We start from the raw sequence: 25,760 nt of genomic DNA, 5'->3' as shown, positions 1-25,760 counted from the left end.
GCAACCATGGATCTCGGTATCCGCGGCCGCAAGGCTCTGCTGAGCGGCGCCAGCCGCGGAATGGGCAAGGCGTGCGCCATGGCGCTCGCCCAGGATGGGGTCGACCTCACCATCGTGGCCCGCACCCGCGACGTTCTGGAAAACACCTGCGCGGAGATCCGCGCGGCGACCGGCGTCACGGTGACGCCGGTGGTGGGCGACATCACCACGGCGCAGGGACGCGCCGATGCGCTGGCGGCATGCCCCGCGCCCGACATCCTGCTCAACAATGCCGACGGCCCGCTGCCCGGCGATTTCCGGACCTGGACTCGTAACGACTGGATCGCCGCGTTCGACGCGATGATGCTGTCCCCGATTGAGATGATGCGCCTGACTGTCGACGGCATGATGGAGCGCGGCTTCGGCCGGATCGTCAACATCGTGTCGCGCAGCGTCAAGATTCCGCAGGTCGAGCTTGGCCTGTCGAACGGCGCGCGTTCGGGCCTCGTGGGTTTCGTCGCCGGGCTGTCGCGTCAGACAGTTGCACGCAACGTCACCATCAACAACCTGCTGCCCGGCATCTTCGACGGCGGTGCGCAGGTCCGGCACATCGAAGGCATGCTGGAGCCGGGCGGCAAATCATTCGGTCAGATCTGGCAGGAGCGCGCGGCCGCCAACCCGGCCAGGCGCTACGGTCAGCCGGCTGAGCTCGGCGCCTATTGCGCATTCCTGTGTTCCGCACACGCCGGCTTCGTCACCGGCCAAAATATATTGATCGACGGGGGAAGCTACCCAGGAACCTTCTAATTGCAAACGCTGAGAGGATCCTTCGTGAGACACCTTAAATTCATTGCCGCACTGGGCATCGCCCTGTTCGGGTTTGCCTCGGCATCCGTGACGGCCGACACCTATCCAGGTCGAACCGTCACCATCGTCGTGCCGTATCCCGCCGGCGGCTCGGTCGACGGCGTCGCTCGCATTATCGCGCAGAAGCTGAACGAGACGCTCGGGCAACACTTTATCGTCGAAAACCGGGCGGGCGGCGCCGGCGGCATCGTCGGCGCGAACTACGTCGCCAAGGCGGCGCCGGACGGCTACACCTTGATGCTGACGGCCTCGATCCATGTGGTGACGCCGTTCCTGCGCAAGACCGTCCCCTACGATGTGGTCACGGATTTCACGCCGCTCACGCTGGTGGCGTCGGGACCGCTGGTCGTCAGCACGGCACCGGACGTGCCGGCCAAGACGCTCAAGGAATTCTTCGATCTCGTGCGCAAAGACCCGAACAAATACACCTTCGCGACCTCAAGCTTCGGGTCGGCCGGTCACCTCGCGCTTGAGCTGCTCAAGCGCGATGCCGGCGTCGAAACGCTGGTGATCGCCTACAAGGGCGCGAGCCCGGCCTTGACCGACCTGATGAGCGGCCAGGTGCAGCTGATGGCCGATCCGATGCTGTCCTCGCTGCCGCTGGCGAAAGCCGGAAGCATCAAGGCCCTGGCCATTACCAGCACCAAGCGCGTGGCGGTCGCGCCCGAAATTCCCACCGTCGCCGAATCCGGCATGAAGGGCTTCGATTTCGCCTCGTGGTACGGTTTGTGGGCGCCGAAAGGTCTTCCCGCCGATCTGGTGACGAAGATTCAAGGCGAGGTGGCGAAAATCGTCGAGCGGCCGGACGTCAAGGAACGGCTCGGGGTGCTCGGCTTCGAACCGATCGGCTCCACGCCGGACTATTTCGCCAAATACATCAAGGACGAGATGGCGAAGTACGAGCAGATCGTCAAGGACGCCAACATCAAAGCCGAATGACGGCAACGAGAGCCTGATCGCGTCACGCGGATCGGGCTCTCGATGTCCATCTTGAGGTATTCCGGACGACGCCATGAAAGTCATCGTTCTCGGCGCCGGCGTGATCGGCACCGCCTGCGCCTAAGGGCGGGGTAGATGTTTCGGGAAAAAATCATCTCCGGAAATCCACCCGGCCTTGTGCAAAGTAGCCGTCTATTTGCTGATCGCTCACCACGAGGCCGACCCAGGGAACGGTGATTTCCGGGTTGTTCAAGTTGATATACTTGCCGACCAGCCGCCGCGGGCCTTCGCGCCTTGCGTCGATGAGACCCCTGCGCTTGCCGGAATCCCAGTCGAATAGCAGGTAGACGCGGTCTCCGACGATTCTCGCCTCGCCCTGACCCTGTTTCCATTTATCGGGCGCATCGCCCGGTATGGTGGGATCCGCAGCGCCCTTCCAGCGGCTCGACCATTGACCTTCGATCGTGCCGTGCGGGTAGCCGGTGTCTTGAGTGCCCCATGGCTTTGCATTCTCATCGGTGCCAGATTCTTCCGGCGCCGTGTTGCAGGCGAACTGCGTCACGCTATCGTCGTTGGGATGCGGAACGTCCATGACGCCGAATGGATTTCGGGTTGCCGGATCGTTTTCGGACACGGCGTCTCGCTTGGCGTTTTCGGATTTCATTGGCGTCTCCAACTGCAATTGCCTTATCTCGTGAATGCTTGGGATCGCAGGATCGACGCGTGGCGGCCACCCGATTTCCGAAAGGAACTTTGTCGTTACGCGCGGCAAGGGCAGGGGCGCCTCACACGGCGGGAGCGGCACTGATTTCCAAATCGGCGACAACGCCGAAATGATCGCTGAGCCAGATGCCATCAACCGGCTGGTCGAACGCGAGCGAGGCGGCCCGAACCTCGCAAGCCGCTTTCGGATGGGCGTCCCAGGAGCCGACGAACACATAGTCCACTCGGCGGCGGTGATGCGGCTGGCGGACGATCATGCCGATCTCCGACTCTGCATTCGGATTATCGACGCTCCAGGTATGGCCATGACCCTCGCCCGCGATCTCCCAGGCGTCGTGATATCTCACGCTTCGCCCGCCCAGTGACTGCAATCCCCTGATGTAGCGAATGCTGGCCGCGTCAGGCGTCGCGTTGAAATCGCCGGCGATGATGGTGGGAAGCACCTGCCGGTGACGCGCATCGAGATCTGTCAGCGCGACAGCCTGACGTTCCCGGGCTGATTCCGCGGCGAGCCGCCACGACGTCGCGGCCGCGATGAACAGAAGATCGCCCTCGCCGGGCAGTGGCACCGTTACCGCCAGCGAGCACCAGGGCACGTCGTTTGCATCCGACATGCGCAGGTCGAGGACCTCCTCGACACGATGCGGCCATCGCGTCGCGACGGCATTTCCGCCAAAGCGATCGGCATGGGGCGGGACGCTGCGTAGAACGTCGGCCTGATGTGTCCCATACAGTTCGGCGTCATGGATCAATTCATCGAGCTGCGAACGGTCCGGCGACTTGGCGACTTCCTGGAACGACACGAGATCAGGAGCGAGCCGGCACAGTTCCCGATTGATCAAGCCAGTTCGTTTCGGATCGCCTTGCCGATTCCAGACGTTGAGCGTGACAACGCGCAGCCGCATGGCCGAACCGGGCTCATGAATGAACCCGAACAACGTTCGTCAGGGGCGTTGGTTCAGTGCTTGCTGGTCGTCTGGCGCTCGATGAGCAAGCGCCCCGCGCCGGCTCACGCAACGTTGGCTTGCGCGGTCTGCTGTTCTTCTGCGAGCAAGGCATCGAGATCGACGAGCTGCGGATCGTCAGTCTCGGGTTCGCCCAGTCCTGCGCTGCCGTGGAGATGCATCAAGGTTTGCACACGGCGGGCGTTGAGATGGTCCACATGCTGATGCTGCAGCGCTACCGTCAGCAGCGCTTTGGGCAACCCGACCAAGGTAAAGGCCGGAACCTTGCGCACCTCGCCGTCCTCGCGCCAGAGCAGGGGATGGAGGGTGTAAATCAACTGCCGCTCGATCTCCGACGATGGCGGCTGCTCCGACTCGGACAGCGTGAGGCTGGCGAGGTTGGCGTTGCCCGCACGTGTGCGCACGGCGGCCGATCGCAGCTCCCAGCACATCAAGTCCGCCGCGGAGAGAACCTCGCGACGCACGGCATCCACATTGGTCGAAAACCTGGTCGCTTCCGGTATCGACAGCGCGGCTTTGGTAACGGCCTCGACCAGCGCGGTGGCGCCGGTATCAAATCCCGGCGCGGCCCGCTCGATAGCCGCAGCCATCGCTTCGATCTGGTCAGCCATAGTGTCACGTTCACGCTGCGCCTTGGCATCTGCCAGTGCGCGCTCGGCCGAGGCCACCTGCTCGTCGTATTCCGCCAATGCGGCGCGCCATGTCTTGGTGCGTTCTTCGACGGCGCGCATGTCGGCGTCTGCGCGATCAAGCCGGGCAGCGGTAGCCCCCGCCACCGCCAGCCGTTCGGCTGCGGCACGTTTTTCTGCAAGTTCCGTTTCGGCGATACTCAACCGGTCGGCCAGCTTCTGCCGCGCCGCCAGCTTCTCCTTCAGCGCGTTCTCGAAGCGCTCGATCGGGCCGAGCTCGCGCTTGAAAAATGCCATAGCTCTCTCCTCGCGATCGTGTGCCGAATCATCTGGCCGATCGTTGTGTGCCAAAGCTAGTACGAAACTTAGATAACATTGCGGCCTGAGTCGGTACAGCGCAGCCGCCAATGGGCGATGGTCGGCGCGAGGCCGGCCACAACTTTCGGGCCCGTGCGCCGCGCGGTCGCTCGGTTGTGCCGCGTCCGGAAGATGCGCTCTGGATGTTTTGCGCGGCGTGGATGCAGGCGCGTTAAACCGGCCTGTCGGGGTGCCAGCCGAGCACCGCCAGCATCACGAGAAATCCGATCACATAGGCCGCGGCCACCGGCCAGCCCTGGCTGACCCAGCGGCCGACGGATTTGGCTTCCGGATACATGTTCGACAAGGCGACGCCCGCCGACGAGCCGAACCAGGTTATCGATCCGCCGAAGCCGACCGCATAGGCGAGATACCCCCAATCATAGCCGCCTTGTTTCAGTGCGAGCGCGGTGAGCGGAATGTTGTCGAACACCGCTGAGACGAGGCCGAGGCCGAGCGCGGTCGGCCATGAAGCGGCCGGCAGCCTCTCGACCGGCATCAGCGAGGCCGCGGTGACCAATGCAAGAAGGAATAGCGTGCCCTTGAAGGTTTCCGGCATCACCTTCCAGTCCGGCGCGCGCCATACAGCCGTCAGCAGAATAACCATCCAGACAGCGATGCCGAGAACCGGGACCACATCGAGCAGGGCAGGGAACTTCACATTGGCGGTGATGTTCGCGGCGAGCGCAGCGAGCAGAATGGCGGCGACGATGTAAACGCGCGCCGGGTCGATCTTAAGACCCTTCGACGGATCCTTCTGGATCGGCGAGTAGCGATGTTGCTGAATGGAGGCGGGCACGGCAAAGACCAGCATGGCGACGATGGCCGCGATATAGGCCTCCACCACGGCGAGCGGACTGACGCCGGCGATCCACATCATCGTCGTCGTGGTATCACCGACGACGCTGCCGGCTCCGCCGGCATTCGAGGCCGCGACGATCGCGGCGAGATAGCCGATGTGAACCTTGTCCCGGAACACGTGCCGCGCAACGGTGCCGCCGATCAGGGCGGCGGCGATATTGTCGAGGAAGCTCGAGAGCACGAACACCAGGACGAGTAGCACAACGCCGCCCTTCCAATCGTCCGGCAACAGCGCCGGCATCTCATCGGGAATGCGGCTGTCCTCGAAATGCCGGGACAGCAGCGCAAATCCCATCAAGAGCAGAAACAGATTGCCGAGCGTGACCCACTCATGCGCCATATGGTGGCCGAGGCCGGCGAGGCCCGTGCCGTATTTGAACCCGGTGAAGATCAGCTTGTAGACGACGATTGCGGTGAGCCCGGTCAGCGCGACGGGGAGGGTGTGATGATGAAACAGCGCGACGCCGAGCAGCGTCAGCGCAAACAGGATGAAGTCGACGGGTATCCCGAATACAAGAATGGGTTCGATCACAACGGCCTCGGATAAGCGCGAGAGAAATTCACGGGTTCAGGTCGCAATCTGCAATGTGCTTTATTTCAGTGTCTTCAGCCAGCCGGCGATTTCGCTGACCGCGACATTGGCCTGCTGCAAGAGCTTGCCCATGGTGAAGAAGCCGTGGAACTGGCCGGGGAAGTGCCGGTAGGTCATGGGCACGCCGGCTTCCTTCAGCCGCGCGGCATATTCGGCGCCCTCGTCGCGCAGCGGATCGGCGCCCGCGGTCAGCACATAGGCCGGCGGCAGGCCGGCGAGCGTTTTGGCGCGCGCAGGCGAGGCCTTCCAGTGATCGATGTCGGCCGTGCCGTTGAGGTAGTGGTTGCAGAACCATTTGATCACGGAGTGTGTCAGCAGGATGCTGGTCTCGGGCTCGCTGTGCGAGGGATGGCTCATCGCAAAATCGGTGGCAGGATAGATCAGCACCTGGCCGGCGAGTTTTGGGCCGTCGCCGTCGCGCGCGGCCAGCGCCACGACGGCGGCGAGATTGCCGCCGGCGCTGTCGCCACCGACCAGCAAGTGTCCGGCGTCGATGCCGAGCTGGCTGGCGTTGGCGGCAATCCACTTGGTCGCGGCGATGGCGTCGTCGACAGCGGCAGGAAATTTGTGCTCCGGCGCGAGCCGATAGTCGACCGAGATGACGATCAACTCGCCCTCATGGGCAAGCTTCTGGCAGGCCACTTCATGGGTATCGAGGTCGCCGATGACCCAGCCGCCGCCGTGAAAGAACACCAGGCATGGTGCAAGGCCGTTGCTCTTGCGCAGCGTTTTCGGGGTGTAGAGGCGGGCGGGAATCGTGCCGTGCGGCGCGGGGATCGACAGCGGCTTGTTTGATTCAAGCGCGGGCGGCTCGGGGTTACTGACGACGCGGGCGTTCCGATAATATTCGCGCGCTTCCGGTGCGGTCAGCGTTTCATAGGCGGGACGGCCCGCTTCCTGAAAAGCCTTGTAAACGGCGGCGGCATCGGGATCGAGCGTGACGGGCATGGGACCTCTCGTTTTCAGTTGTCATCCCGGGGCGCGCAGCGAACCCGGGATCTCGAGATTCCGGGTCTGGTCCTTCGGACCATCCCGGAAATGACGGTGCTAAGCGGCGGTGCGGCCGCCATCGACGGTGTAGGCGGAGCCCGAGACGTAGCTCGCCTCGTCGGAGGCGAGGAACGCCACGATGGAGGCGACTTCGGACGCCTGCCCGAGCCGCCGCGCCGGAATGCGGTCGAGGATCTTTTCGGTCGGCGGCGGCTCATTGCCGGGATTGCGCCCCTGCAGGATCGTGCTCAGCATCCGGCTGTCGATCAGGCCAGGGCAGACGCAATTGACCCGCACGCCGGTGCCGCTGCATTCCCATGCGGCGCTCTTGGTGAGACCGATCACGGCATGCTTGCTGGCGCTGTAGACGGCGATCATCGGCGATCCGATCAGGCCGGCGATGGAGGCGGTGTTGATGATGCTGCCCTTGCTCTGCTTCAGCATCACCGGCAGCACGTGCTTCATGCCGAGAAAGACCCCGACCACGTTGACGTCGAGCACGCGCCGAAAACTCTCCACCGAATATTCCGGGATCGGCTTGATGTCGCCCTCGATGCCGGCGTTGTTGTAGAACGCATCGATCGTGACCTCGTCTTCCCTTGTGACGTCAGCCGTGACCGCGAGCGCTTCGGCCGAGGCCGGCAGGTCCCTGATGGCGGCGGCAAGATCCTGCTCCCTGCGGTCGACGGCGACGATCCGGGCGCCGCGTTCCGCCAGGAGGCGGACGGTCGCGGTTCCGATCACGCCGGCCGCGCCGGTCACGACGGCAACCCGGCCGTCGAGGCGAATTCGATCGGGCATTTCCTGGGGGTTCCTCTCGCTCTTCCGGTTATCCCGGATTTTGGTGGTTTTCGCGCCTGGCGGGGCGCCTAGCGCGAACGGGAGCGACTATTTCATTTGCGGCTGACGCTGACTAGATCATGGCGTACTATCGAAAACGGTTTCCGCGCTCCTGGGCCATGATTGAGATCATGGCGCGACCATCGAAAAAGGTTTCCGCCCTTCCGGCCGTGATCGAGCGCGGCAGGAAGGCGGCAAACCGGCCCTTTCCCCGCCGTATTCGCCGTGTTAACCGGGTGGGACGCGAGCGGCGGATATGTCTGTAGAATGTCGCGAGCCCGATTCGCCTGTAAAAGCCGCGAGATGCTTCGAACCATTGCCCTGACCGGTCTTGCGGCCTTGATTGCCGCCACCTTGACCTCGCTTGTGCCGCCGGCGCAGGCGCAGATCGGCAATATCTTTTCCGATCCGCCGCTGCGGCCGCCGGGCGCCATTCCCCGCGGCAATCAGCAGCAACAACAATTCCCCGAGGACGACGAGGAGGTGCCGGAACTGCCGCGTGGCCGCCTGTTGCCGACGCCGAACCGGCCGCCGCCGGGGCAGGGCGCTCCGCCGCCGGGAAGCTTCCAGTCGCAACCGCTGCCGCCGCCTCCCGGAACGACCGTCGCTCCCCAAGGCACCCAGCCGGGCGTCGCGGTTCAGCCGCCGCAGCCGGGCCAGCCGGGCGTTGCCAATGCACCGCCGGGCCAGCGCCAGCCTCCGGCCAAGGGCGTGCCAAGTTCGCCGGCGACACTGCAGCCGGGCGACGAGGTCGTGTCCGAACCGCCAGCCACCAAGATCACCAACAAGAAGGCGAGCTTCTCCGGCCTCGACAAGATCACAGGCCGCATCATCAATTTCGACGAGGACATCGGTGAGACCGTGCAGTTCGGCGCGCTGCGCGTGAAGACCAGTGCCTGCTACACACGGCCGTCCACCGAGGCCGCCAACACCGATGCTTTCGTCGAGGTCGACGAGATCACGCTGCAGGGCGAGGTGAAGCGGATATTCTCGGGCTGGATGTATGCCGCGAGCCCCGGTCTGCACGGCGTCGAGCACCCGGTTTACGACATCTGGCTGACCGACTGCAAAGGCCCTGACCAAACCATCGTCAGCGCGCAGCCTGATTCGCCGAAGGCGGCCCCGCCGGCGGCCGCAAAGCGCCCGCCGCAGCCGAAGCAGGCAGCTCCACGGCCGCCGGGACCGCCGCCGCAGCCGCAATTCCAGCAGCAGCCGCAACAGGCGCCTCCACCGCCGCCCCCGCCGCAGCAGCGGCCGGGTGGATTGTTCGGCGGTTTGTTCGGGAATTAGGCCATCCGCGCCTCCACGTCGGCATATCGTCCATCCCAAATACTCATTCACCGTGTAGCCGCCACTTGCCGTCGGCAGTGCGCCTTACGGTCAGGTCGCCGATGCGGATGTGCGTCGCGAGGAAATCGATGAAGCTGCGCACGCGCGCCGGCAGCGGCCCGGCGTGGCCGACGTAGATCGCATGGATGTCTTCGCGATCCCCGGGATTGTAGTTCTGCAGCACCGGAACCAGGCGCCCGGCCTCGATGTCCGGACCGATGTGGAATAGAGCCAGGCGTGCGCAGCCGACTCCGCCGAGCACAAGCCGGCGGACCGCTTCGCCGTCGCTGGCGCGTGCTGCCGGCGGCGGCAGTACCTCCTCGATCCGCTCGCCGCGACGGAACGGCCAACCGCGAATGCTGCGCGGAAAAGTCCAGCCGATGCCGCGATGCCCCGCGAGTTCAGCCGGGGTCTTCGGCTCGCCGAAACGGGCAAGATAGGTCGGCGCGGCCACCACCGCCATGCGGCTCGTCCCGAGCTTGCGCGCGACCAGGCGGGAAGCCCCGAGCGGCCCGACGCGAATCGCCACGTCGGCGCGCTCCTGCATTAGGTCGATGACCGTATCGGTGAGGACGATGTCGAGCGTGATATCGGGATGCTCGGCGAGGAAGCGCGGAAGCATCGGCATCACGTACTGCATGCCGAAGGGGATGTTGCTGTTCACCATCAGATGCCCGCGCGGCGCTGCACCGGAGCCGGCCTCGCGCTCCGCCTCGTTGATCTCACCGAGGATGCGCAACGAGCGCTGATAGAAGGCCTGGCCTTCCTCGGTCAGTTGGAGCTTGCGCGTGGTCCGGTTCACGAGCCGCGCGGCGAGCCGGGCTTCCAGGCGGGACACCAACTTGCTCACGCCGGATGGGGTCATGCGAAAGCTTTTTGCCGCGGCGGTGAACCCGCCGAGGTCGACGACGCGGACGAAGACCTCCATCTCGGCGGAACGGTTGATGTCGAGCCGGGTCATGTTGATTTCACGTCACAAATGATTGGACTACCGGCATTCTAATTCTTTAGCCGCCCTTCCGCTATTTGCGTTGCAGCAACCCTGTCCTGATCCGGAGTAACGCATGCCTGCCGCTGTTCTTGCGCTAACCGCCGGTGCCTTCGGCATCGGCACCACTGAATTCCTCATCATGGGTCTCTTGCTGCAGGTCGCCGCCGATATGCAGGTCTCCGTCTCCGCGACGGGTCTGCTGATCTCCGGCTATGCGTTCGGGGTGTTCGTCGGCGCGCCGATCCTGACGCTGGCGACGCGGCGGATGCCGCGCAAGTCGGTGCTGCTTGCTCTGATGGCGATTTTTACCCTCGGCAACGCCGCCTGCGCGCTGGCGCCGGACTATGGGCTGTTGATGGCGGCGCGGATCCTCACGTCTCTTGCCCATGGCACGTTCTTCGGCGTCGGTTCGGTGGTGGCTACGAGCCTCGTCGCCGAGGACAAGCGTGCTTCGGCGATTTCCACCATGTTCATTGGGCTGACGGTGGCTACTCTGCTCGGCGTTCCCTTCGGCGCGTGGTTCGGCTTGATGCTGGGATGGCGCGCCGCGTTCTGGGCGGTGACCGCGATCGGTGTGGTCGCGTTCGCGGTGCTTGTCGTTTTCGTTCCCAATCATGTGGGTGGCAATGAGAAAGCCGTTTCGCTGCGCGAGGAATTGGCGCTGGTCGGCCGTCCGCAAGTCCTGCTCGGCCTCGCCATGACCGTGTTCGGCTTTGCCGGCCTGTTCGTGGTCTTTACCTATGTCCAGCCGATCCTGACGCGACTGACCGGCTTCTCTGAAGCGGCGGTCTCGCCGATTCTTCTCGTGTTCGGGGTCGGCCTGTCGATCGGCAATGTTGCGGGTGGGCGGCTCGCGGACCGCGGTCTCGGACGCGCCCTGATCGGCACGCTTGCGGCGCTTGCGCTTGTGCTCGTCGCGCTTGCGGCGGTGCTGTCGATCAAAGGCCTCGCGGTGGCGCTTATCTTCCTGCTCGGCGCCGCCGCCTTCGCCACTGTGGCGCCGCTGCAGCTTCGCGTGCTCGAAGCTGCCGGCACGGAGGGGCGCACGCTCGCATCCAGCCTCAACATCGCGGCCTTCAATCTCGGTAATGCGCTCGGCGCCTGGGCCGGCGGGCTAACGATCGATCATGGCCCGGGTCTGGCCGCGCTTCCACTCGTCGCGGCGGCGATCACCGCGGCGGGGCTCCTGCTGGCGCTATGGAGCGTGCGTCTCGACCGGCCGGTATCTTCCGCTGCGGCGTGCCCGGCGGAATGAAAGCAAAGCAATCAAGAAAGGGAGCACGTCGATGCAATATCGCAACCTGGGTGCCTCGGGCCTGAAGGTCCCCGTTATCAGTTTCGGCACCGGCACGTTTGGCGGAGAGGGGCCGCTGTTCTCGGCGTGGGGCCAGAGCGGTGCCGAGGAAGCAAGGCGGCTGGTCGACATCTGCCTCGAAGCGGGCGTGAACCTGTTCGACACCGCCGATGTCTATTCGAACGGCGCGTCGGAAGCGATTCTCGGCGCTGCGATCAAAGGTCGCCGCGACAGGGTGTTGATCTCTACCAAGACGAGCCTGCCGATGGGTGACGGTCCATTCGACGCGGGCTCATCGCGGCATCGCCTCATTTTGGCGGTGGACGCCGCCTTGCGGCGGCTCGGGACCGACTACATTGACTTGCTGCAGCTCCACGCCTTCGATGCCTTCACGCCGATCGAGGAAGTGCTGTCAACGCTTGATGGGCTCGTCCGTGGCGGCAAGGTGCGCTATGTCGGCGCCTCCAATTTCTCGGGCTGGCAGTTGATGAAATCGCTCGCCATTGCCGAGCGTCACGGCTGGCCGCGCCATGTGGCGCACCAGGTCTATTATTCGCTCGTCGGCCGCGACTACGAATGGGAGCTAATGCCGCTCGGCCTCGATCAGGGCGTTGGTGCGCTGGTCTGGAGCCCGCTGGGTTGGGGACGTCTCACCGGCAGGATAAGACGCGGCCAGCCGCTGCCGACGGGCAGTCGCCTGCGCGAGACGGCGCAGTTCGGTCCGCCTGTCGACGAGGAGCGGCTCTATCGCGTTGTCGACGTCCTGGATGCGGTCGCGACCGAGACCGGTCGCACCGTGCCGCAGGTCGCCATCGCATGGCTGCTCACCCGCCCAAGCGTGGCGTCCGTGATCATCGGCGCGCGTGACGAAGCGCAGCTCCGCGACAATCTCGGCACCATTGGCTGGTCGCTGACCGCCGAGCAGATCGCGCTCCTCGACAAGGCGAGCGCGGTGATGCCCTGCTATCCCTATTATCCTTATCGCGTCCAGGAAGGCTTTGCGCGATTGAACCCGCCGCCGGTTTGAGCCGACCGGAAGCGGACGCCGCAGCGCCTCGGTGTTTTGCAAGACTACGCATCAATTGCGTTCGGCAATGATCGCGAGCGCTTCTGCGCCGCCGACCGGTTTGCCGGCGGCCAAGTTCAGGAAATCCGCAGGCTCGCCCGCGATCGCCTTGTCGAGCAATACGCGATACCGGCGCCGTGGAATTTCGACCGCGCCGAAGCTGCGCAGATGCTCGGTGACATATTGCGTGTCGAGCAACTCGAATCCGCCTGCGATCAACCGCGCCACCAGATGCACCAGCGCCACTTTGGAGGCGTCGCGGGCGCGATGAAACATGCTCTCGCCGAAGAAAGCCCGCCCCAGGCTCACGCCATAGAGGCCGCCGACGAGGTCGCCGTCCTGCCAGACCTCGACGCTGTGGCAGTGCCCGAGCTCGTGGAGCCCGACATAGAGATCCCGGATGCGCTTGTTGATCCAGGTGTCGTCGCGGCCGGGCTGCGGCGCCGCGCAGCCCGCGATGACCGCCTTGAAGGCGGTATCGACGGTAACGGTGAACACGTCTGAGCGCACGGTGCGGGCGAGCCGCGAGGCGATGCGGAAGCCGTCGAGCGGGATCACCCCGCGTATTTCCGGCTCGACCCAGAACAGCGTTGGATCGCCGGCGCTCTCGGCCATTGGGAAGATGCCGCAGGCATAGGCCCGCAGCAGCACGTCGGGCGTGATTTCGGAAGCGGCTGACTCGCGCGAGGTCATGGGCTCATGATAGCAGGATGCGCGGGGCGAATGCTACGTTCCGTAACAGTGGCGGCGCGGCCCGATCGCAGGTGAATGAGTGCATCATGAGCGCAGTGTTGATCGTCGTTCCGGTGTTCGCGTTGATCGCGGCCGGCTATGCGGCGGTAGCTCTGCGTTTCATCTCCCCGACGGCGCACAAGGGCATTTCCGAGTTCGCCTTCAGCATTGCCATTCCCGCCCTCCTGTTCCGGATCGTGGTCGTCGCAGAATTTCCTGCCGTCAATGCCTTCTCGGTGTGGGGCGCCTATTATGGGGCAACGGCGGCGACCTGGATGGTCGCGCTTTTGGCGTCATCCGTTCTTCGGCAATCCCGGGCCGACGGCGTGGTCCTCGCGATCGGCTCGATCTACGGCAACATCGTGATGCTCGGCATTCCCTTGACGTTGTCGGCTCTGGGAAGTCAGGCGGCCGGCTCGATGGCATTGATCCTGTCGGTCAATACGCCGCTGCTTTGGCTTTGCGGCACGCTGCAGATGGCATGGGCTGAGCGGAAGTCTTCCGAGACAGCGCCGCTCCTGGTCCTGCGGGCCGTACGGGAGATCGCGCGCAATCCGATCATGCTCGCGCTCGGCTTCGGCTTTCTTTGGCGCCTTACCGGATTGGGGCTGCATCCCGTTGCGGACAAGACGCTGGAACTGCTGGCGCAGGCGGGTTCGCCGACGGCGCTGATCGCGCTCGGCATCAATCTCTTCGGATTCAGGATCAAGGGCCAGGCGGTCGCGATGGCCGTCATGTGCGCGCTCAAGCTGCTGGCGATGCCGGCCATTGCCGCGATCCTTGCGTTCTACGTCCTGGCGCTGCAGCCGATTTCCGCGGCTGTGGTTGTCCTCTTTGCCGCGATGCCGACCGGTGCCAATGCCTACCTCTTCTCGGCCCAGTACGGACGGCTGACCGAAGCCGTCTCGGGCGCCGTGGCGCTCGGGACGGTTCTGGCGGCGGTGACGTTGCCCGTCGTCGTAGCCTTCGTAACGGTCGCGCTGCGCTAAATGTTTCACGGGTCGACACCAAGCCATGCGTGTGATGGCTGAAAAGTTGGGAGATTGAAGGATGAGTTTAGTGCGGGAATTCTATAAGGACGCCCAAAAAGAATGGGACCGCTTGGATATCCCACTATGTCAAATTGAGTTCGCCTCGACCCTTGCACTGATCGATGCGTATTTAACCGGTCGAAAGGAGAAGGTGGCCGACATAGGGGGTGGGCCGGGTCGCTATACGATCGAATTGTTGAAGCGCGGTTGTCACGCTACCCTCTTTGACTTGTCACCTGAAAATATCGCCTTGGCAGAGACGAAAGTGGCTGAGCTTGGTTTGCAGGCCGAACGATACTTGGTGGGAGATGCGCGTGACCTGTCGGCACTGCGCAGCCAGCAGTTTGACGGCATCTTGGCACTTGGACCTCTTTACCACCTCACCGCGAGAGAAGAGCGTATCGCGTTCTTGCAGGCCGCAAGGCAGCTGCTAAAGCCAGATGGAATCGTCATTGCAGCGTATCTGAACGCTTGGGGGATCGCGCGGACGTTGCTGACGGACGCTCCCGCATGGTTTGCCGACAGTTTTAACGTGGCCGCTCTATTGACCGGCGCTGAGTTTGTCGGAGCGCGCGCTTGTTCGGGCTTCACAGAATGTCATTGGTCCAATCCCGACCACGCCCGAAAGGAAATGCAAGAGGCTGGTTTCGTCATTCTGGAGGAAATTGGCGCGGAAGGGTTTGCAAGTGGCGCTCGTAATGAAATCGCTGCTATTGCGAACAACAATCCCAGCATCTTCGAAAAGATCATCGATTTTGGCGTTCTAACAGGCAAATTACCGCAGTACAGACACGCCACGGACCATTTGCTTCTTGTCGGTAGATCATGAGGCGGCCTGAGGCCGCATCGCGTCATTTCGCGGCTGCGCAGCCGCGGCCGGACATCAACTTCGATGCAGTCTGGCTAGTCGTCGAAGCCGAACAGCTTTGCCGGATTGGTCACCAGTATCTTCCGCAACTCCGCTTCATCGGCCACATAGCGGTAGAGAAGTTCGAGCAGGTCGGCATCGTTGGGCGGCTGCACCACCGAAACGGGGTGCGGCCAATCGCTGGCCCAGACGCAACGGTCCGGCGCCGCGTCGATATAGGCGCGCGCGATCGGGATGACGTCGTCCCAGGGCGGGCCCTTTTTCGAGGTCTTTTCGCCGAGCGACAGCATCACCCAGAAATTGCCCTTGGACAGGAGCTCCAGCATCTTCTGCAGGTTCGGGTCATCCTTGCCGCGTGTCGGGTCCGGCCGCGCCATGTGATCGATCAGCACGGGGACGTCAAGATTTTGGTACTTCGCGACGCTGGAGACGATGCCGTCCTTCTCCGGCTGGATTTTTGCGTACCAGCCGAGTTCGCGAATCTTCGCGATGGCGCGGGCAAAATCCTTGTCCGAGAGCACCGCGCCGAGTTCCTGCCGGAAGCTGAAACGGGCGCCGCGGACACCGGCATCGTGCAGCTTGGCGAGATAGGCGTCATCGGCTTCGGCAAACACCAGCGCGTTGGCACAGCCGCGATAGTTCGGTCCCATCGCGGCGAGGCCATCGAGCACCACGGAATGATCGGCGCCATAGGTCGTGGTCTGCACGATGATGCCGCGCTCGATGCCGAGCGCCTTGTGGACGCGCAGCGCGGCCTCCCAGGTCGCGGTCGGCATCTGGTAGGCGGCACCCGGCCGCACCGGATATTTTTCCAGCGGGCCCAGCACGTGAAACTGGCTGTCGACACTCTTGGGCGGCGGCAGTTTTGAGGGGCGGCGCGGGTTCGGATCGAAGGGGAGATAAGTCGCCATCTCGGGTTCCTTGTTTGATCAGCCGATCACGGCGGTGAAATCGCATTGCACGAGCGCGCCGCCGTCCATGTTCATCTGCAGCGCGTGACGGGCGGGGCGTGAGTGCTCGTCGGGAAACATTTTCAGCCACTCGGTATTCACCGGCGCGCGCTGGGTGCGGTCCTGCAGCCACACCGTCATCTTGATGATGTCGTCGGTTGTCCCGCCGCCGGCCTCCACGATGGCCTTCATGTGCGCGAACATGTTGGCGCACTGGTCCTCGATACGTTCCGGCATCGCGCCGGTTGTGGGGTCGCGGCCGAGAATGACGCCGGACATCAGGAGATTGCCGATGCGGCAAGCGTTCGGAATGGGATTGGCGTGCTTGAACTCGCCGATATGAATGCTCCTGCGCCTTGTCATCTCTACTCCTCCTCCGCGATGCTTCTTGCTCAGACGAACTGGCAGGACACCGATCCGAACCGGCCGTAATCGGCATGAAAGGTGTCGCCCCTGGCGATCTCGACCGGGCGCGTAAACGATCCGGCCAGCACCACTTCACCGGCTTCAAGATACTCGCCCTGGGCGGCCAGGCGGTCGGCGAGCCAGGCCACGCCGTTGGCGGGATGGTTGAGAACCCCGGCGGCGATGCCGGTCTCCTCGATCTGGCCGTTGCGAAACAGCAGCGCGCCGATCCAGCGCAGGTCGGCGTCGAGCGGGCGAATGGGCCGGCCGCCGACGACCAGCGCCGCATTGGCGGCATTGTCGGAGATCGTGTCCATCACCTTGCGCGGCGCCTTCGTCTCGGGAGCGCCGGCGTGACGTAGTCAGTAGCGTTGAGCACGTCGAACAGCGTGCACTCAGGGCCTTTCAGCGGCGTCTTCAGCACAAAGGCCAGTTCGACCTCGATACGCGGCGCGCGGAAGCGGTCGAACGGGATCGCGGATGCGTCTGGGTAGAACATGTCCGCGAACAGCACGCCGTAATCCGGCTCGGCAATGCCGACGGCATTCTGCATCGCCTTCGATGTCAGGCCGATCTTGTGTCCCTTGACGACGCGGCCGCGGGAGAGTTGCAGTTTCGTCCAGGCGCGCTGAATCGCGTAGGCGTCCTCGATCGTGAGATCGGGGTGTTCGCGCGTGAATGCGGGTATCAGCGACTTGCTGCGTTCGGCCTCATCCAGGCGCTGCGCCAGCCGTTCGATGGTCTGTTGATCGAGCATCGGCCTATTGCTCCTCCGCCACGGTGTTACGAAGGATGCCGATGGCTTTGGATTCCACTTCGACGACGTCGCCGACCTTGAGCCAGCGCGGCGGCGTGAAGCGGGCGCCGGCCCCGGTCGGGGTGCCGGTCGCGATCATGTCGCCGGGTTTCAGGGTGGCAAAGGTGGAGAGGTAGGCGATCAGGAAATCGAACGGGAACATCAGCCGCTCGGTGGAATCGCTCTGGCGCTCTTCACCATTGACGCGGGTGACGATGTCGTGCGGTCCGCGCGGATCGCATTCGTCCGACGTGACGATCCATGGCCCGATGCTGCCCGAGCGATCGAAATTCTTGCCCTGGGTGACATTGAACTTGCCGTGGTGCAGCCAGTCGCGAACGCTGCCTTCGTTGCACAGCGTCATGCCGAAGATGTGCTCAAAGGCGCGCTCGCGCGGGATGTGTCTTCCTTCCTTGCCGATCACGATCACAAGCTCGCCCTCGTAATCGAGCTGTTCGGAGATCTTCGGCTTCTCGATCGGCTGGTTGGAGCCGACGACCGAGGAGGGGTTGCGGACGAACAGGCTCGGATATTTCGGCAGGTCCGAATTGTCCTTGTACTCGGCGTTGCGATCTTTGTAGTTGACCCCGATGCACCAGAGCTTTTCCGGGTTCGGAATCGGCGGCAACAACACGACATCGTCGAGTGCATGGCTCGGCTTGAGGCCAGCCACCATTTGACGTGCGACTTCCAGACCGTCCTTGGCGATCAGGGTTCGAAGGTCAGGGCATTTCGGTCCGAGCCGTTGGGTGAGATCGACCACGCCACCGGCAACGGCCGCGCCGAAGCGCGGCTCACCGTCTGCGAGAAAACTCAGAAGATGCATGCGGTGGATCTCCGGATCAGCGCCGTGTTCACGCGGCGACCGCGCCTTTCGACGCTTCAGGATTTAGTTTTCGACGTCTGGAATACAGGCTTCAGGGTGACGATCTCGCCGAGCTTCGCGTAACGCGGACCGGCGATGCGGGCGATCGGGTCGAGCGCCTCGGTTTCGATCTTGCCGTTCTGCAGCAGCCCATCCCTGATATGGAAGACCAGCACCTCGCCGACGATCAGCCGGCTGCGGGTTTCGCCGAATTCGAGGCACTGCCGAAAGCGGCATTCCATGGCGATCGGCGCTGTGGCGAGACGGGGCACCTTGATGCGTTCCCCGGGCAGCGTCGCAAGCCGCAATTCCTCGACCTCGCTGACATCGGGCGGATGCTCGGTAGAACTCTCGTGCACCGCTGTCATCAGGCTCGAGTTTGCGATGTGAACGACATACTCCTCGTTGTTGAGGATATTTTGCGCGGTGTCCTTGTAGATTCCGGCCTTGCGGCCGACGCTGATGGCCAGCATCGGCGGCTTCGGCGAAACGAAGGTAAAGGCAGAGAACGGGGCGAGGTTGAGCACGCCGCTGCTCGACAGGCTGGTCACCCAGGCGATCGGGCGCGGCACCACGACGCCGGTGAGCAGCCGGTAGGCCGTTTCTGGGTCGAGATATGCAGGATCAATCCGCATCTGATGGCTTTCAGTCAGCCTTGATGTTCGCCTTGCGGACGACCGGAATCCACTTGGCGTCCTCGCGTTCGAGGTAGCTCGTGAACTCCGCCGGCGTCATCGATACAGCCTCGGCGCCGAGCGCGTTGAACTTCTCGATGATGGCGGGATCTTTCAGGATCTCCGCCAGCGTTTCGTGCAGCTTGGTCACGATCTCGGCCGGCGTGCGCGCGGGCGCGAACAGGCCGGTGAAGGTCTGGCCGTCAAATTCCTTGTAGCCGAGTTCAGTGAAGGTCGGGACGTCGGGAAGCCAGGAGGCGCGGCGGCTGCCGGTGACTGCGAGCGCGCGCAGCATGCCGCTCTTGATGGACGGCAAACCGACCGAGATCTGGTCTAGGGCAAATTGCACCTGTCCGCCGATCAGGTCGTTGAGAGCAGGCGCATTGCCGCGGTAGTGTACGGTCAGCCATTGCAGGCCCAGCGTCGATTGCATCAGCTCGCTGAGCAGATGGTTGGTGGTGCCTTGGCCGGGTGAGGCCATCGTCAGCTTGCCGGGATCGCGGCGGGGGAGTTCGAGGAATTCCTTCAGATTCTTGGCCGGCACCGACGGATGCACTTCGAGCACCAGCGGCGTCATCGTGATCGACGTGATCGGGACGAAATCCCGCTTCCAGCTATAGGCCTCGCGCTTGGCGATCTCGGGTGCAAACAGGACCGGGCCGTTGGCGCCGACAAACAGCGCGTAGCCGTCGGGAGGCATTTTCGCGAACGCCTCGCCGGCAATCAGGCCGCCGGCGCCAGCTTTGTTTTCCACGATGAACGGTTGGCCCAATTTCGCCTGCAGCCTGTCGGCAACGACACGCGCGGCGCTGTCGACATTGCCGCCTGCCGGATAGGGGACGATCAGGCGTACCTGCCGCGCTGGCCATTGCTGGGCCTCGGCCGGAGTGCTCAATACTGCTGCTGACAGTACCGATATTGCGACGCCTGCGATCGCGAAAAATTTCATCGTCTTCTCCCGAAAAGCGGCAAATCTGCCGCTACCTTTTGTTTTTGCGCGAGCCCCGTCCCAGCGGCATGCGCCTATATTGTTCCGCACCGCGGATTTTGCGCGCGCCCCTTCCGCTGTCGACAAAATTGTGGTGTTTTTGTCCACATTGTGGACATCGGACAACGCGTATGACAAACGGTCGGTTAAAGGCGCGCAGGCGAGGGCCGCTGCAGGGTGGGCAAGCGATCCGCCGGGCATTGGCTGTGTTGCGGGCCCTGGCAGTCGGCCGCGAGACAGGCGTACCGCTAGCTGAAGTCGTGCAGGCGACGTCCCTCACACGCCCCACGGTACATCGCATCGTGCATGTCCTGATCGAGGAGGGCATCGTCGAGCGCAGCGACAGAACGGGCAATTACATCATCGGCCACCAGGTGCCTGAACTGGCGCTGGCGCGTCCATCGCGTTCGCCGCTGCTGATTGCAGCCGAGCCCCACCTCGCGGCGGCGTCGGCGCAACTCGGCGATACCATCTTTCTCACGGTGCGCACCGGGCTCGATACGCTGTGTGTGGCGCGCCGCATCGGCGGCTATCCAATCCAGGTATTGTCGATCGAGGTTGGTGCGCGGCGGCCGCTGGGTGTCAGCAGCGCGGGGGTGGCGATACTGGCCGCCATGTCAGCGCCCGAGGCGCGCAAAATTGTCCTGGCTAACGAAGCGAGATTTAAGGCCTACCGGACCGATACGCCAACGGTCCTTGGACAGATCCAGCTCGCGCGGCGCCGAGGCTACAATCTGCGTGATGTCGGCCTCGTGCAGGGAACGAAGTCGCTTTCAGCATGGATACGGACTCCGGACGGCCAGCCCGCCGCCGCGATCACGCTCTCCGCCATGCGAAACAGGTTGAGTCCACGTCGCGCGATCGAGGTGGCCGACGTTCTCGTCGCGGCTGCGCGCGCGATCGAAGCGGCGACGCCGCGGGATTAGCCGCCTAGCTCGCCGCTGCGTTGGTCGTCTTCGCCACCGCCGCCGGGGCGCGACGGAAGCGCAGTACGATCCTTGTGCCGTTATGCGCAGGATCACGCTCGGCACTGGCGTCCAGCTTGGCGGCCATCGCGCTCACGATGCGTTGTCCCATGCCGGTCGAGCGTGGGTCGGCCTTGGCGTTGAGACCGACGCCGTCGTCCGCGATCGCGACGACGAGGTCTTCGCCCTCGGGCTTGAGCTCGACGTGAATGGGACCGGCGCCGTCGGGATAGGCGTATTTGACGGCGTTCATCACCAGTTCGTTGACGATGATGCCGATGGCCACCGCGCGGTCCGGGTCGATCTCGATCGGTTCGGCCTTGAGCGTCAGCCGCGACATCCTGTTGCCTTCGGCCGAACGCCGGAGGTCCTCCAGCAAGGCTTCGAGATACTGGTTCAGCAACACGCTCTTGAGATCGTGCGACGTATAGAGACGGCGATGGACCTGGGCGACCGCGGCGACGCGGCCCATCGCATTGGTCAGCGCCGCCTTGACGTCCTCCTGGGTCGTCGAATTGGCCTGCAAGTGCAGCAGCGAGGCAATGATCTGCAAGGAGTTGCCGACGCGGTGATTGACTTCGCGGAGCAGCACTTCGCGTTCGGCGGCGAGCGCCGCATAGCGGTCGCGCGAGGCGTGAACCTCGGCTTCGGCCTCATCGCGGGCTCGCTGAAGCTCGGCCTGCCTGAGCGCACCGTCGATCGCGACCTGCAGCAACGGAATGAAATCGCCCTGCGTGTCCTTGACCAGATAGTCGGCGGCACCGGCCTTCAGCGCCGTGACGGCGATTGCCGAATCCTGCGCGGCCGTGACGAACACTACGGGCGGGGCGTCCGCTATCGCCATGATCCGTTCCAGCGTTTCGAGGCCGTCGAGACCCGGCATGTACTGGTCGAGCGCAACCACATCGATGCCGCCTTGCGCCAGCCGCGCCAGCCCTTGCTCGCCGCTGGCCGCGTGAACGACCTTGAAGCCAGCCCGCGTCAGGCCGCGGTCGACCAGCCGGGCCAGCCCGGCGTCGTCGTCGATATACAGCAGTGTCGGCGTAGTGGGTTTCATATGGCGGCCGGAGGGATCTGAATGACGGAGAAGAACAGACCAAGCTGGCGTATGGCGTTGGCAAAGCTCTCGTAGTTCACGGGCTTGGTAATGTAGACGTTGCACCCGAGGTCGTAACAGCGCTTGATCTCGTGGGAATCGTCGGTCGTGGTCAGCACCACGACCGGTGTGGTCTTGAGATACTTGTTTTCCTTGACCCGCTTCAGAATGTCGATGCCGGTCGTGTCGGGCAAATTGAGATCGAGCAGGATCAGGAGCGCGCTGCCCTTGTGATCGATGCCCGATCCGTCCTCGCCGAGCAGGTAGTTCAGCGCGGCTGTACCGCTGGTGAACGGCTTTATCTCATTGTTGACACCGGACCGGCGTATATTCCGCTCGATCAGGCGAGCATGACCCTCGTCGTCCTCGATCATGATGATGGTGACTGGATTACTCATGGCATTACTCATGGCCGTGGGTTCCGGTTGGCAGACCAATTAATGGGCAACGTGATCGTGAACGTGCTGCCCTGGTGAAGTTCCGACGCGACCGACATGGTTCCTCCCAAGCGACGCACCAAGGCGCGAACATGGGCAAGGCCGATACCTTGTCCCGGCTTGTCCTGGGTTCCCGCGCGACGGAACAACTCGAAAATGCGCTGATGGTCCTTGGGGTCGATACCACGCCCATTGTCCGATAGTTCGAAAATCGCAAAGCCGAGCTTGGTGCGGCCGCGCACCGTGATTTCGCCAGGGACGCCTGTCTTGAGGTATTTGAGCGCATTGTCGATCAGATTGGAGAAGATCTGCTCCAACGCAAGGCGATCGCTGACGATATTCGGCAACGCGTCAATCCGAATCTCGGCCTGGGCTTCCGCGGCCTGATGCGCCACGGTCGCCACGATGCCCTCGATCAGCTCCTTGGTATCGATCCAGACTGGCTCGAACTCGCGCCGCCCCTCGCGGGTGAGACTGAGGATCGCCGATATCAACCGATCCATCTTGCCGATCGACGACTTGATGAAGCTGAGTGCCTCGGAGAAGTCTTCCGAGAGCTGTTTGTCGGAGCCCTCGAGTACGGGCTCGGCGGTATCGGTGGCGTTTTCCGGGGCGGGCGATGCGGCGGACTGCTCGCGGGACAGCGCTGCGATCCGTTTGAAGATGTCGCCGCGCAATTCCTCGAGCTCGCTGGTGAAGCCCATGATGTTCACCAGCGGCGAGCGCAGATCGTGGCTGACGATGTAGGCGAAGCGCTGGATCTCGTCATTGGCTTCGCGCAGGTCCGCGGTACGCTCGTCGATCGTGGCCTCGAGGTTGAGATGACTGTCGCGCAGCCTGGCGTCGGCCTCGTCGCGTGCGTGCGACGAACGCCGGACCATGAAGATCGCGATGCCGGCCAGCACGACCACGAAACCAGAGCCGATGCCGGTGATCGAAGCCGCCAGCGTCTGGCTGCGGTCCGCGTTGGTCGTACGCTCGACAAACAGACGATCTTCCTCCGCCCGCATCCGGCCGGCCAGATCGTCGATGTGTTTCATGGTGTCGCGTCCGATGCCCTCGCGCACGATCTTGGCGGCGTCGCTCATGCGCTTCGACCGGGCCAGTTCGTTCGTCGTACGGAATTCCTGGATCCGCTGCTCGTAGAGCGGCATCATTTCGTTGATGAGCCTCCTTTGAACCGGATTGTTGGTGATAAGTTGGCTCAACTTCGTCAACGCCGGCGTCAGCTCGGATATGGCTTGCTCAAAATCGGTCTGAAAATCCGGCCGCAATGTCGCGAGATAGCCGCGCTGTGCGCTTTCGGCACGCCGCAACTGCAGTTGGACGAGCGATATCTGGTTCTCAACCTCAAGGGTGCGCTGAACGGCGCGCGCGTCCTCGCGCGCGTTGTTTACGAGGTGGACCGAACCGGCGCTGATGGCGGTCAACACCAAAAGTCCCGCCGCAAGCAGCAGGATATGCCCCACGGCGCGCCTGCGCTGGGCATCAGCGGTCACGGTGATCTCGCGTCATAGACAAACGGAACAAACGCCCCTGCGAACCCCCACACCCCAACGTACGATGGAACCCGTCGGTTCCAAGCGCCATCGAATATTTCAGGAGGTTGTCGCTCGGGAGGCCCTAGCGGTCCACCGGCTGGCCGGCGAGGTAGTGCTCGAGCCAGTGAATATGGTAGTCGCCATTGATGATGTCGGCCTCCCGGACCAGCGCCCGGAACAGCGGCAGGGTGGTTTCGATGCCGTCGACCACCATCTCGTCCAGCGCTCGGCGCAGCCGCATCAGGCATTCGGCGCGTGTCTTGCCGTGCACGATCAGCTTGCCGACGAGGCTGTCGTAATAGGGCGGGATGACGTAGCCCTGATAAACGGCCGAATCGATCCGCACGCCGAGCCCGCCGGGCGGGTGGAATTGCGTGATCTTGCCGGGGGAGGGACGGAAGGTCTGCGGGTTTTCCGCATTGACGCGGCATTCGATGGCATGCCCGATGATGGCGATCTCTTCCTGCTTTGCGGGCAGGTCGCCGCCGGCGGCGATGCGAATCTGCTCCAGCACAAGGTCGATGTCGGTGATGCTCTCGGTGACCGGATGCTCGACCTGGATGCGGGTGTTCATCTCGATGAAATAGAACTCGCCATCCTCATAGAGAAATTCGATGGTCCCGACGCCGAGATATTTCATGTCCTGCATCGCTCTTGCGCAGGTCTCGCCGATCCTGGCGCGGGCGGCGGCGGCGAGAACCGGCGAGGGGCCTTCTTCCCAGACCTTCTGGTGGCGGCGCTGCAGCGAGCAATCGCGCTCGCCGAGATGGATCGCACCGCCGCGGCCGTCGCCGAGAATTTGAATCTCGATGTGGCGCGGCTTCTGCAGGTATTTTTCCAGATAGACCGAGGCGTCGCCGAACGCCGACTTGGCTTCATTGCCCGCTGTCGTCAGCGCCATCATCAGATCGTCGGCGGTTCGTGCGACCTTCATGCCGCGGCCGCCGCCACCGGCGGCAGCCTTGACCAGCACGGGGAAGCCGATTCCCTTGGCGATCGCCATCGCGTCGTCATCGGAAGTGACCGCGCCGTCGGAGCCGGGCACCACCGGGATGCCCAATCTCTTGGCGGTCTTCTTGGCTTCGATCTTGTCGCCCATCAGGCGGATGTGCTCGGCCTTCGGGCCGATGAAATGCAGATTATGGTCGGCGAGGATTTCGGCGAAGCGTGCATTCTCCGACAGGAAGCCATAGCCGGGATGTACGGCATCCGCGCCGGTGATCTCGCAGGCTGCGAGCAGCGCGGGGACGTTGAGATAAGAGTCCTTTGACGGCGGCGGCCCGATGCACACGCTCTCGTCGGCGAGCCGCACATGCATGGCATCCGCGTCGGCAGTGGAATGCACCGCGACGGTGGAGATGCCGAGTTCCTTGCACGCGCGCAGGACGCGGAGCGCGATCTCGCCGCGATTGGCTATCAGAATCTTGTCGAACATCGCAGCGCCTGACGTTGACGAATTTTATTCAATGATCACGAGCGGCTCGCCGAACTCGACCGGCTGGCCGTCCTCGACGAGAATTTGCGTCACCGTGCCCGCGCGCGGCGATGGGATCTGGTTCATCGTCTTCATCGCTTCGATGATCAGCAGAGTCTGGCCGGCCGATACCTTGGTGCCGACCTCGATAAACGGCTTGGCGCCGGGCTCAGGCGCCCAATAGGCGGTACCGACCATCGGCGAGGGGACCACGCCCGGATGCTTGGCCAGATCGGCGCCCGCCGCCGCGGAAGCGACGGCCGCCGCACCAGCCGGCATCGGCTGGAAGCTTGCCGGCATCGCCGCCGACACGCTGATATTGCGCGCGACCCGCACCCGCAAACCGGCGCGCTCGATCTCGATCTCGGTCAAGCTGGTCTCGTCCAGCAACAGCGCGAGTTCGCGAATGAGCGAGCTGTCGTCGCTCTGCAGATTTGCGGCTGATTTGTCCGCTGACTTGTTCTCGGGCTGGCGGGCCATGCTCTTGATCCGGAATTCTCGATGTGGGTGGACGGC

At 63.8% G+C, this 25,760-nt stretch carries 26 protein-coding genes and 1 pseudogene; 8 read left to right on the top strand and 19 right to left on the bottom strand.

What is annotated here, in order from left to right; translation table 11 throughout:
- Nucleotides 1-6 precede the first annotated feature (6 nt).
- Both GWE18_RS17780 and GWE18_RS17775 read left to right on the top strand, forming a co-directional pair.
- On the top strand, nucleotides 7-786 hold the full coding sequence (locus tag GWE18_RS17780) for an SDR family oxidoreductase (RefSeq protein WP_275186988.1): 780 nt from the start codon (nucleotides 7-9) through the stop codon (nucleotides 784-786).
- 24 nt (nucleotides 787-810) lie between these two features.
- Complete coding sequence (locus GWE18_RS17775) at nucleotides 811-1,785, top strand: tripartite tricarboxylate transporter substrate binding protein (RefSeq protein WP_275186987.1); 975 nt, start codon at nucleotides 811-813, stop codon at nucleotides 1,783-1,785.
- 151 nt (nucleotides 1,786-1,936) lie between these two features.
- On the opposite strand, the gene GWE18_RS17770 is transcribed toward GWE18_RS17775, so the two are convergent.
- From GWE18_RS17770 to GWE18_RS17745, 6 genes are all read right to left on the bottom strand, one after another.
- Nucleotides 1,937-2,449, bottom strand: a complete 513-nt coding sequence (locus GWE18_RS17770) for a hypothetical protein (protein ID WP_275186986.1) — start codon at nucleotides 2,447-2,449, stop codon at nucleotides 1,937-1,939.
- Nucleotides 2,450-2,570: 121 nt separating this feature from the next.
- Nucleotides 2,571-3,413 (bottom strand): endonuclease/exonuclease/phosphatase family protein, encoded by an 843-nt coding sequence (locus GWE18_RS17765; RefSeq protein WP_275186985.1) that lies wholly within the window; start codon nucleotides 3,411-3,413, stop codon nucleotides 2,571-2,573.
- Between the two features lie 104 nt (nucleotides 3,414-3,517).
- Nucleotides 3,518-4,510: a hypothetical protein gene (locus GWE18_RS17760; protein WP_275186984.1), complete on the bottom strand. Its 993-nt coding sequence runs from the start codon at nucleotides 4,508-4,510 to the stop codon at nucleotides 3,518-3,520.
- Nucleotides 4,511-4,631: 121 nt separating this feature from the next.
- Nucleotides 4,632-5,852, bottom strand: coding sequence for an SLC13 family permease (locus GWE18_RS17755; RefSeq protein ID WP_275186983.1), 1,221 nt, complete (start codon nucleotides 5,850-5,852; stop codon nucleotides 4,632-4,634).
- A gap of 60 nt (nucleotides 5,853-5,912) precedes the next feature.
- Nucleotides 5,913-6,860 (bottom strand): alpha/beta hydrolase, encoded by a 948-nt coding sequence (locus GWE18_RS17750; protein ID WP_275186982.1) that lies wholly within the window; start codon nucleotides 6,858-6,860, stop codon nucleotides 5,913-5,915.
- 99 nt (nucleotides 6,861-6,959) lie between these two features.
- On the bottom strand, nucleotides 6,960-7,703 hold the full coding sequence (locus tag GWE18_RS17745; RefSeq protein WP_275186981.1) for an SDR family NAD(P)-dependent oxidoreductase: 744 nt from the start codon (nucleotides 7,701-7,703) through the stop codon (nucleotides 6,960-6,962).
- A gap of 342 nt (nucleotides 7,704-8,045) precedes the next feature.
- Here GWE18_RS17745 and GWE18_RS17740 point away from each other — a divergent pair, with 342 nt between their 5' ends.
- The gene (locus GWE18_RS17740) at nucleotides 8,046-9,032 is read left to right on the top strand and encodes a DUF2155 domain-containing protein (protein WP_275186980.1); all 987 of its coding nucleotides are present in this window, start codon (nucleotides 8,046-8,048) and stop codon (nucleotides 9,030-9,032) included.
- A 43-nt stretch (nucleotides 9,033-9,075) separates the two neighbouring features.
- On the opposite strand, the gene GWE18_RS17735 is transcribed toward GWE18_RS17740, so the two are convergent.
- Nucleotides 9,076-10,032 carry a LysR family transcriptional regulator gene (locus GWE18_RS17735; RefSeq protein WP_275186979.1) on the bottom strand — a complete coding sequence of 319 codons (957 nt, stop codon included), beginning with the start codon at nucleotides 10,030-10,032 and terminating at the stop codon, nucleotides 9,076-9,078.
- Nucleotides 10,033-10,135: 103 nt separating this feature from the next.
- Between GWE18_RS17735 and GWE18_RS17730 the strand changes: the two genes are divergently transcribed.
- Nucleotides 10,136-11,317: an MFS transporter gene (locus GWE18_RS17730; protein ID WP_275186977.1), complete on the top strand. Its 1,182-nt coding sequence runs from the start codon at nucleotides 10,136-10,138 to the stop codon at nucleotides 11,315-11,317.
- A 31-nt stretch (nucleotides 11,318-11,348) separates the two neighbouring features.
- Nucleotides 11,349-12,383 carry an aldo/keto reductase gene (locus GWE18_RS17725; RefSeq protein ID WP_275186976.1) on the top strand — a complete coding sequence of 345 codons (1,035 nt, stop codon included), beginning with the start codon at nucleotides 11,349-11,351 and terminating at the stop codon, nucleotides 12,381-12,383.
- A gap of 51 nt (nucleotides 12,384-12,434) precedes the next feature.
- Here the strand turns inward: GWE18_RS17725 and aat are convergent, their stop codons facing one another.
- Nucleotides 12,435-13,115, bottom strand: coding sequence for a leucyl/phenylalanyl-tRNA--protein transferase (aat, locus tag GWE18_RS17720; RefSeq protein ID WP_275186975.1), 681 nt, complete (start codon nucleotides 13,113-13,115; stop codon nucleotides 12,435-12,437).
- A gap of 86 nt (nucleotides 13,116-13,201) precedes the next feature.
- Here aat and GWE18_RS17715 point away from each other — a divergent pair, with 86 nt between their 5' ends.
- A complete protein-coding gene (locus tag GWE18_RS17715) occupies nucleotides 13,202-14,143 on the top strand; it encodes an AEC family transporter (protein ID WP_275186974.1) in 942 nt (313 codons plus the stop codon).
- A gap of 61 nt (nucleotides 14,144-14,204) precedes the next feature.
- On the top strand, nucleotides 14,205-15,014 hold the full coding sequence (locus GWE18_RS17710; protein ID WP_275186973.1) for a class I SAM-dependent methyltransferase: 810 nt from the start codon (nucleotides 14,205-14,207) through the stop codon (nucleotides 15,012-15,014).
- Between the two features lie 74 nt (nucleotides 15,015-15,088).
- On the opposite strand, the gene GWE18_RS17705 is transcribed toward GWE18_RS17710, so the two are convergent.
- From GWE18_RS17705 to GWE18_RS17680, 6 genes and pseudogenes are all read right to left on the bottom strand, one after another.
- Nucleotides 15,089-15,964: an amidohydrolase family protein gene (locus tag GWE18_RS17705; RefSeq protein ID WP_275186972.1), complete on the bottom strand. Its 876-nt coding sequence runs from the start codon at nucleotides 15,962-15,964 to the stop codon at nucleotides 15,089-15,091.
- 18 nt (nucleotides 15,965-15,982) lie between these two features.
- Nucleotides 15,983-16,366 carry a RidA family protein gene (locus GWE18_RS17700; RefSeq protein ID WP_275186971.1) on the bottom strand — a complete coding sequence of 128 codons (384 nt, stop codon included), beginning with the start codon at nucleotides 16,364-16,366 and terminating at the stop codon, nucleotides 15,983-15,985.
- 29 nt (nucleotides 16,367-16,395) lie between these two features.
- Nucleotides 16,396-17,165: pseudogene (gene hpaH, locus GWE18_RS17695) on the bottom strand (2-oxo-hept-4-ene-1,7-dioate hydratase).
- Between the two features lie 4 nt (nucleotides 17,166-17,169).
- Complete coding sequence (locus tag GWE18_RS17690; protein ID WP_275186970.1) at nucleotides 17,170-18,030, bottom strand: fumarylacetoacetate hydrolase family protein; 861 nt, start codon at nucleotides 18,028-18,030, stop codon at nucleotides 17,170-17,172.
- 56 nt (nucleotides 18,031-18,086) lie between these two features.
- Nucleotides 18,087-18,704, bottom strand: a complete 618-nt coding sequence (locus GWE18_RS17685) for a flavin reductase family protein (RefSeq protein WP_275186969.1) — start codon at nucleotides 18,702-18,704, stop codon at nucleotides 18,087-18,089.
- 10 nt (nucleotides 18,705-18,714) lie between these two features.
- Nucleotides 18,715-19,692 (bottom strand): tripartite tricarboxylate transporter substrate binding protein, encoded by a 978-nt coding sequence (locus tag GWE18_RS17680; protein ID WP_275186968.1) that lies wholly within the window; start codon nucleotides 19,690-19,692, stop codon nucleotides 18,715-18,717.
- A gap of 170 nt (nucleotides 19,693-19,862) precedes the next feature.
- Between GWE18_RS17680 and GWE18_RS17675 the strand changes: the two genes are divergently transcribed.
- A complete protein-coding gene (locus GWE18_RS17675; protein WP_275186967.1) occupies nucleotides 19,863-20,657 on the top strand; it encodes an IclR family transcriptional regulator in 795 nt (264 codons plus the stop codon).
- 4 nt (nucleotides 20,658-20,661) lie between these two features.
- On the opposite strand, the gene GWE18_RS17670 is transcribed toward GWE18_RS17675, so the two are convergent.
- The 5 genes from GWE18_RS17670 to accB all read right to left on the bottom strand — a co-directional run bounded on the left by GWE18_RS17670 (nucleotide 20,662) and on the right by accB (nucleotide 25,724).
- On the bottom strand, nucleotides 20,662-21,753 hold the full coding sequence (locus GWE18_RS17670) for a response regulator (RefSeq protein WP_275186966.1): 1,092 nt from the start codon (nucleotides 21,751-21,753) through the stop codon (nucleotides 20,662-20,664).
- A complete protein-coding gene (locus GWE18_RS17665) occupies nucleotides 21,750-22,190 on the bottom strand; it encodes a response regulator (RefSeq protein ID WP_275186965.1) in 441 nt (146 codons plus the stop codon). Before GWE18_RS17665 ends, GWE18_RS17670 begins: the two co-directional genes overlap by 4 nt.
- Before the next feature lie 8 nt (nucleotides 22,191-22,198).
- On the bottom strand, nucleotides 22,199-23,728 hold the full coding sequence (locus GWE18_RS17660; protein ID WP_275186964.1) for a CHASE3 domain-containing protein: 1,530 nt from the start codon (nucleotides 23,726-23,728) through the stop codon (nucleotides 22,199-22,201).
- Between the two features lie 124 nt (nucleotides 23,729-23,852).
- Nucleotides 23,853-25,205: an acetyl-CoA carboxylase biotin carboxylase subunit gene (gene accC / locus GWE18_RS17655; RefSeq protein ID WP_275186962.1), complete on the bottom strand. Its 1,353-nt coding sequence runs from the start codon at nucleotides 25,203-25,205 to the stop codon at nucleotides 23,853-23,855.
- A 24-nt stretch (nucleotides 25,206-25,229) separates the two neighbouring features.
- Nucleotides 25,230-25,724 (bottom strand): acetyl-CoA carboxylase biotin carboxyl carrier protein, encoded by a 495-nt coding sequence (gene accB, locus GWE18_RS17650; protein WP_275186961.1) that lies wholly within the window; start codon nucleotides 25,722-25,724, stop codon nucleotides 25,230-25,232.
- Between the last annotated feature and the right edge of the window lie 36 nt (nucleotides 25,725-25,760).

Source organism: Bradyrhizobium sp. CSA112, from assembly GCF_029051645.1.
Taxonomy (GTDB): Bacteria; Pseudomonadota; Alphaproteobacteria; order Rhizobiales; family Xanthobacteraceae; genus Bradyrhizobium.
This window is presented reverse-complemented; position numbering and strand designations above follow the sequence as displayed.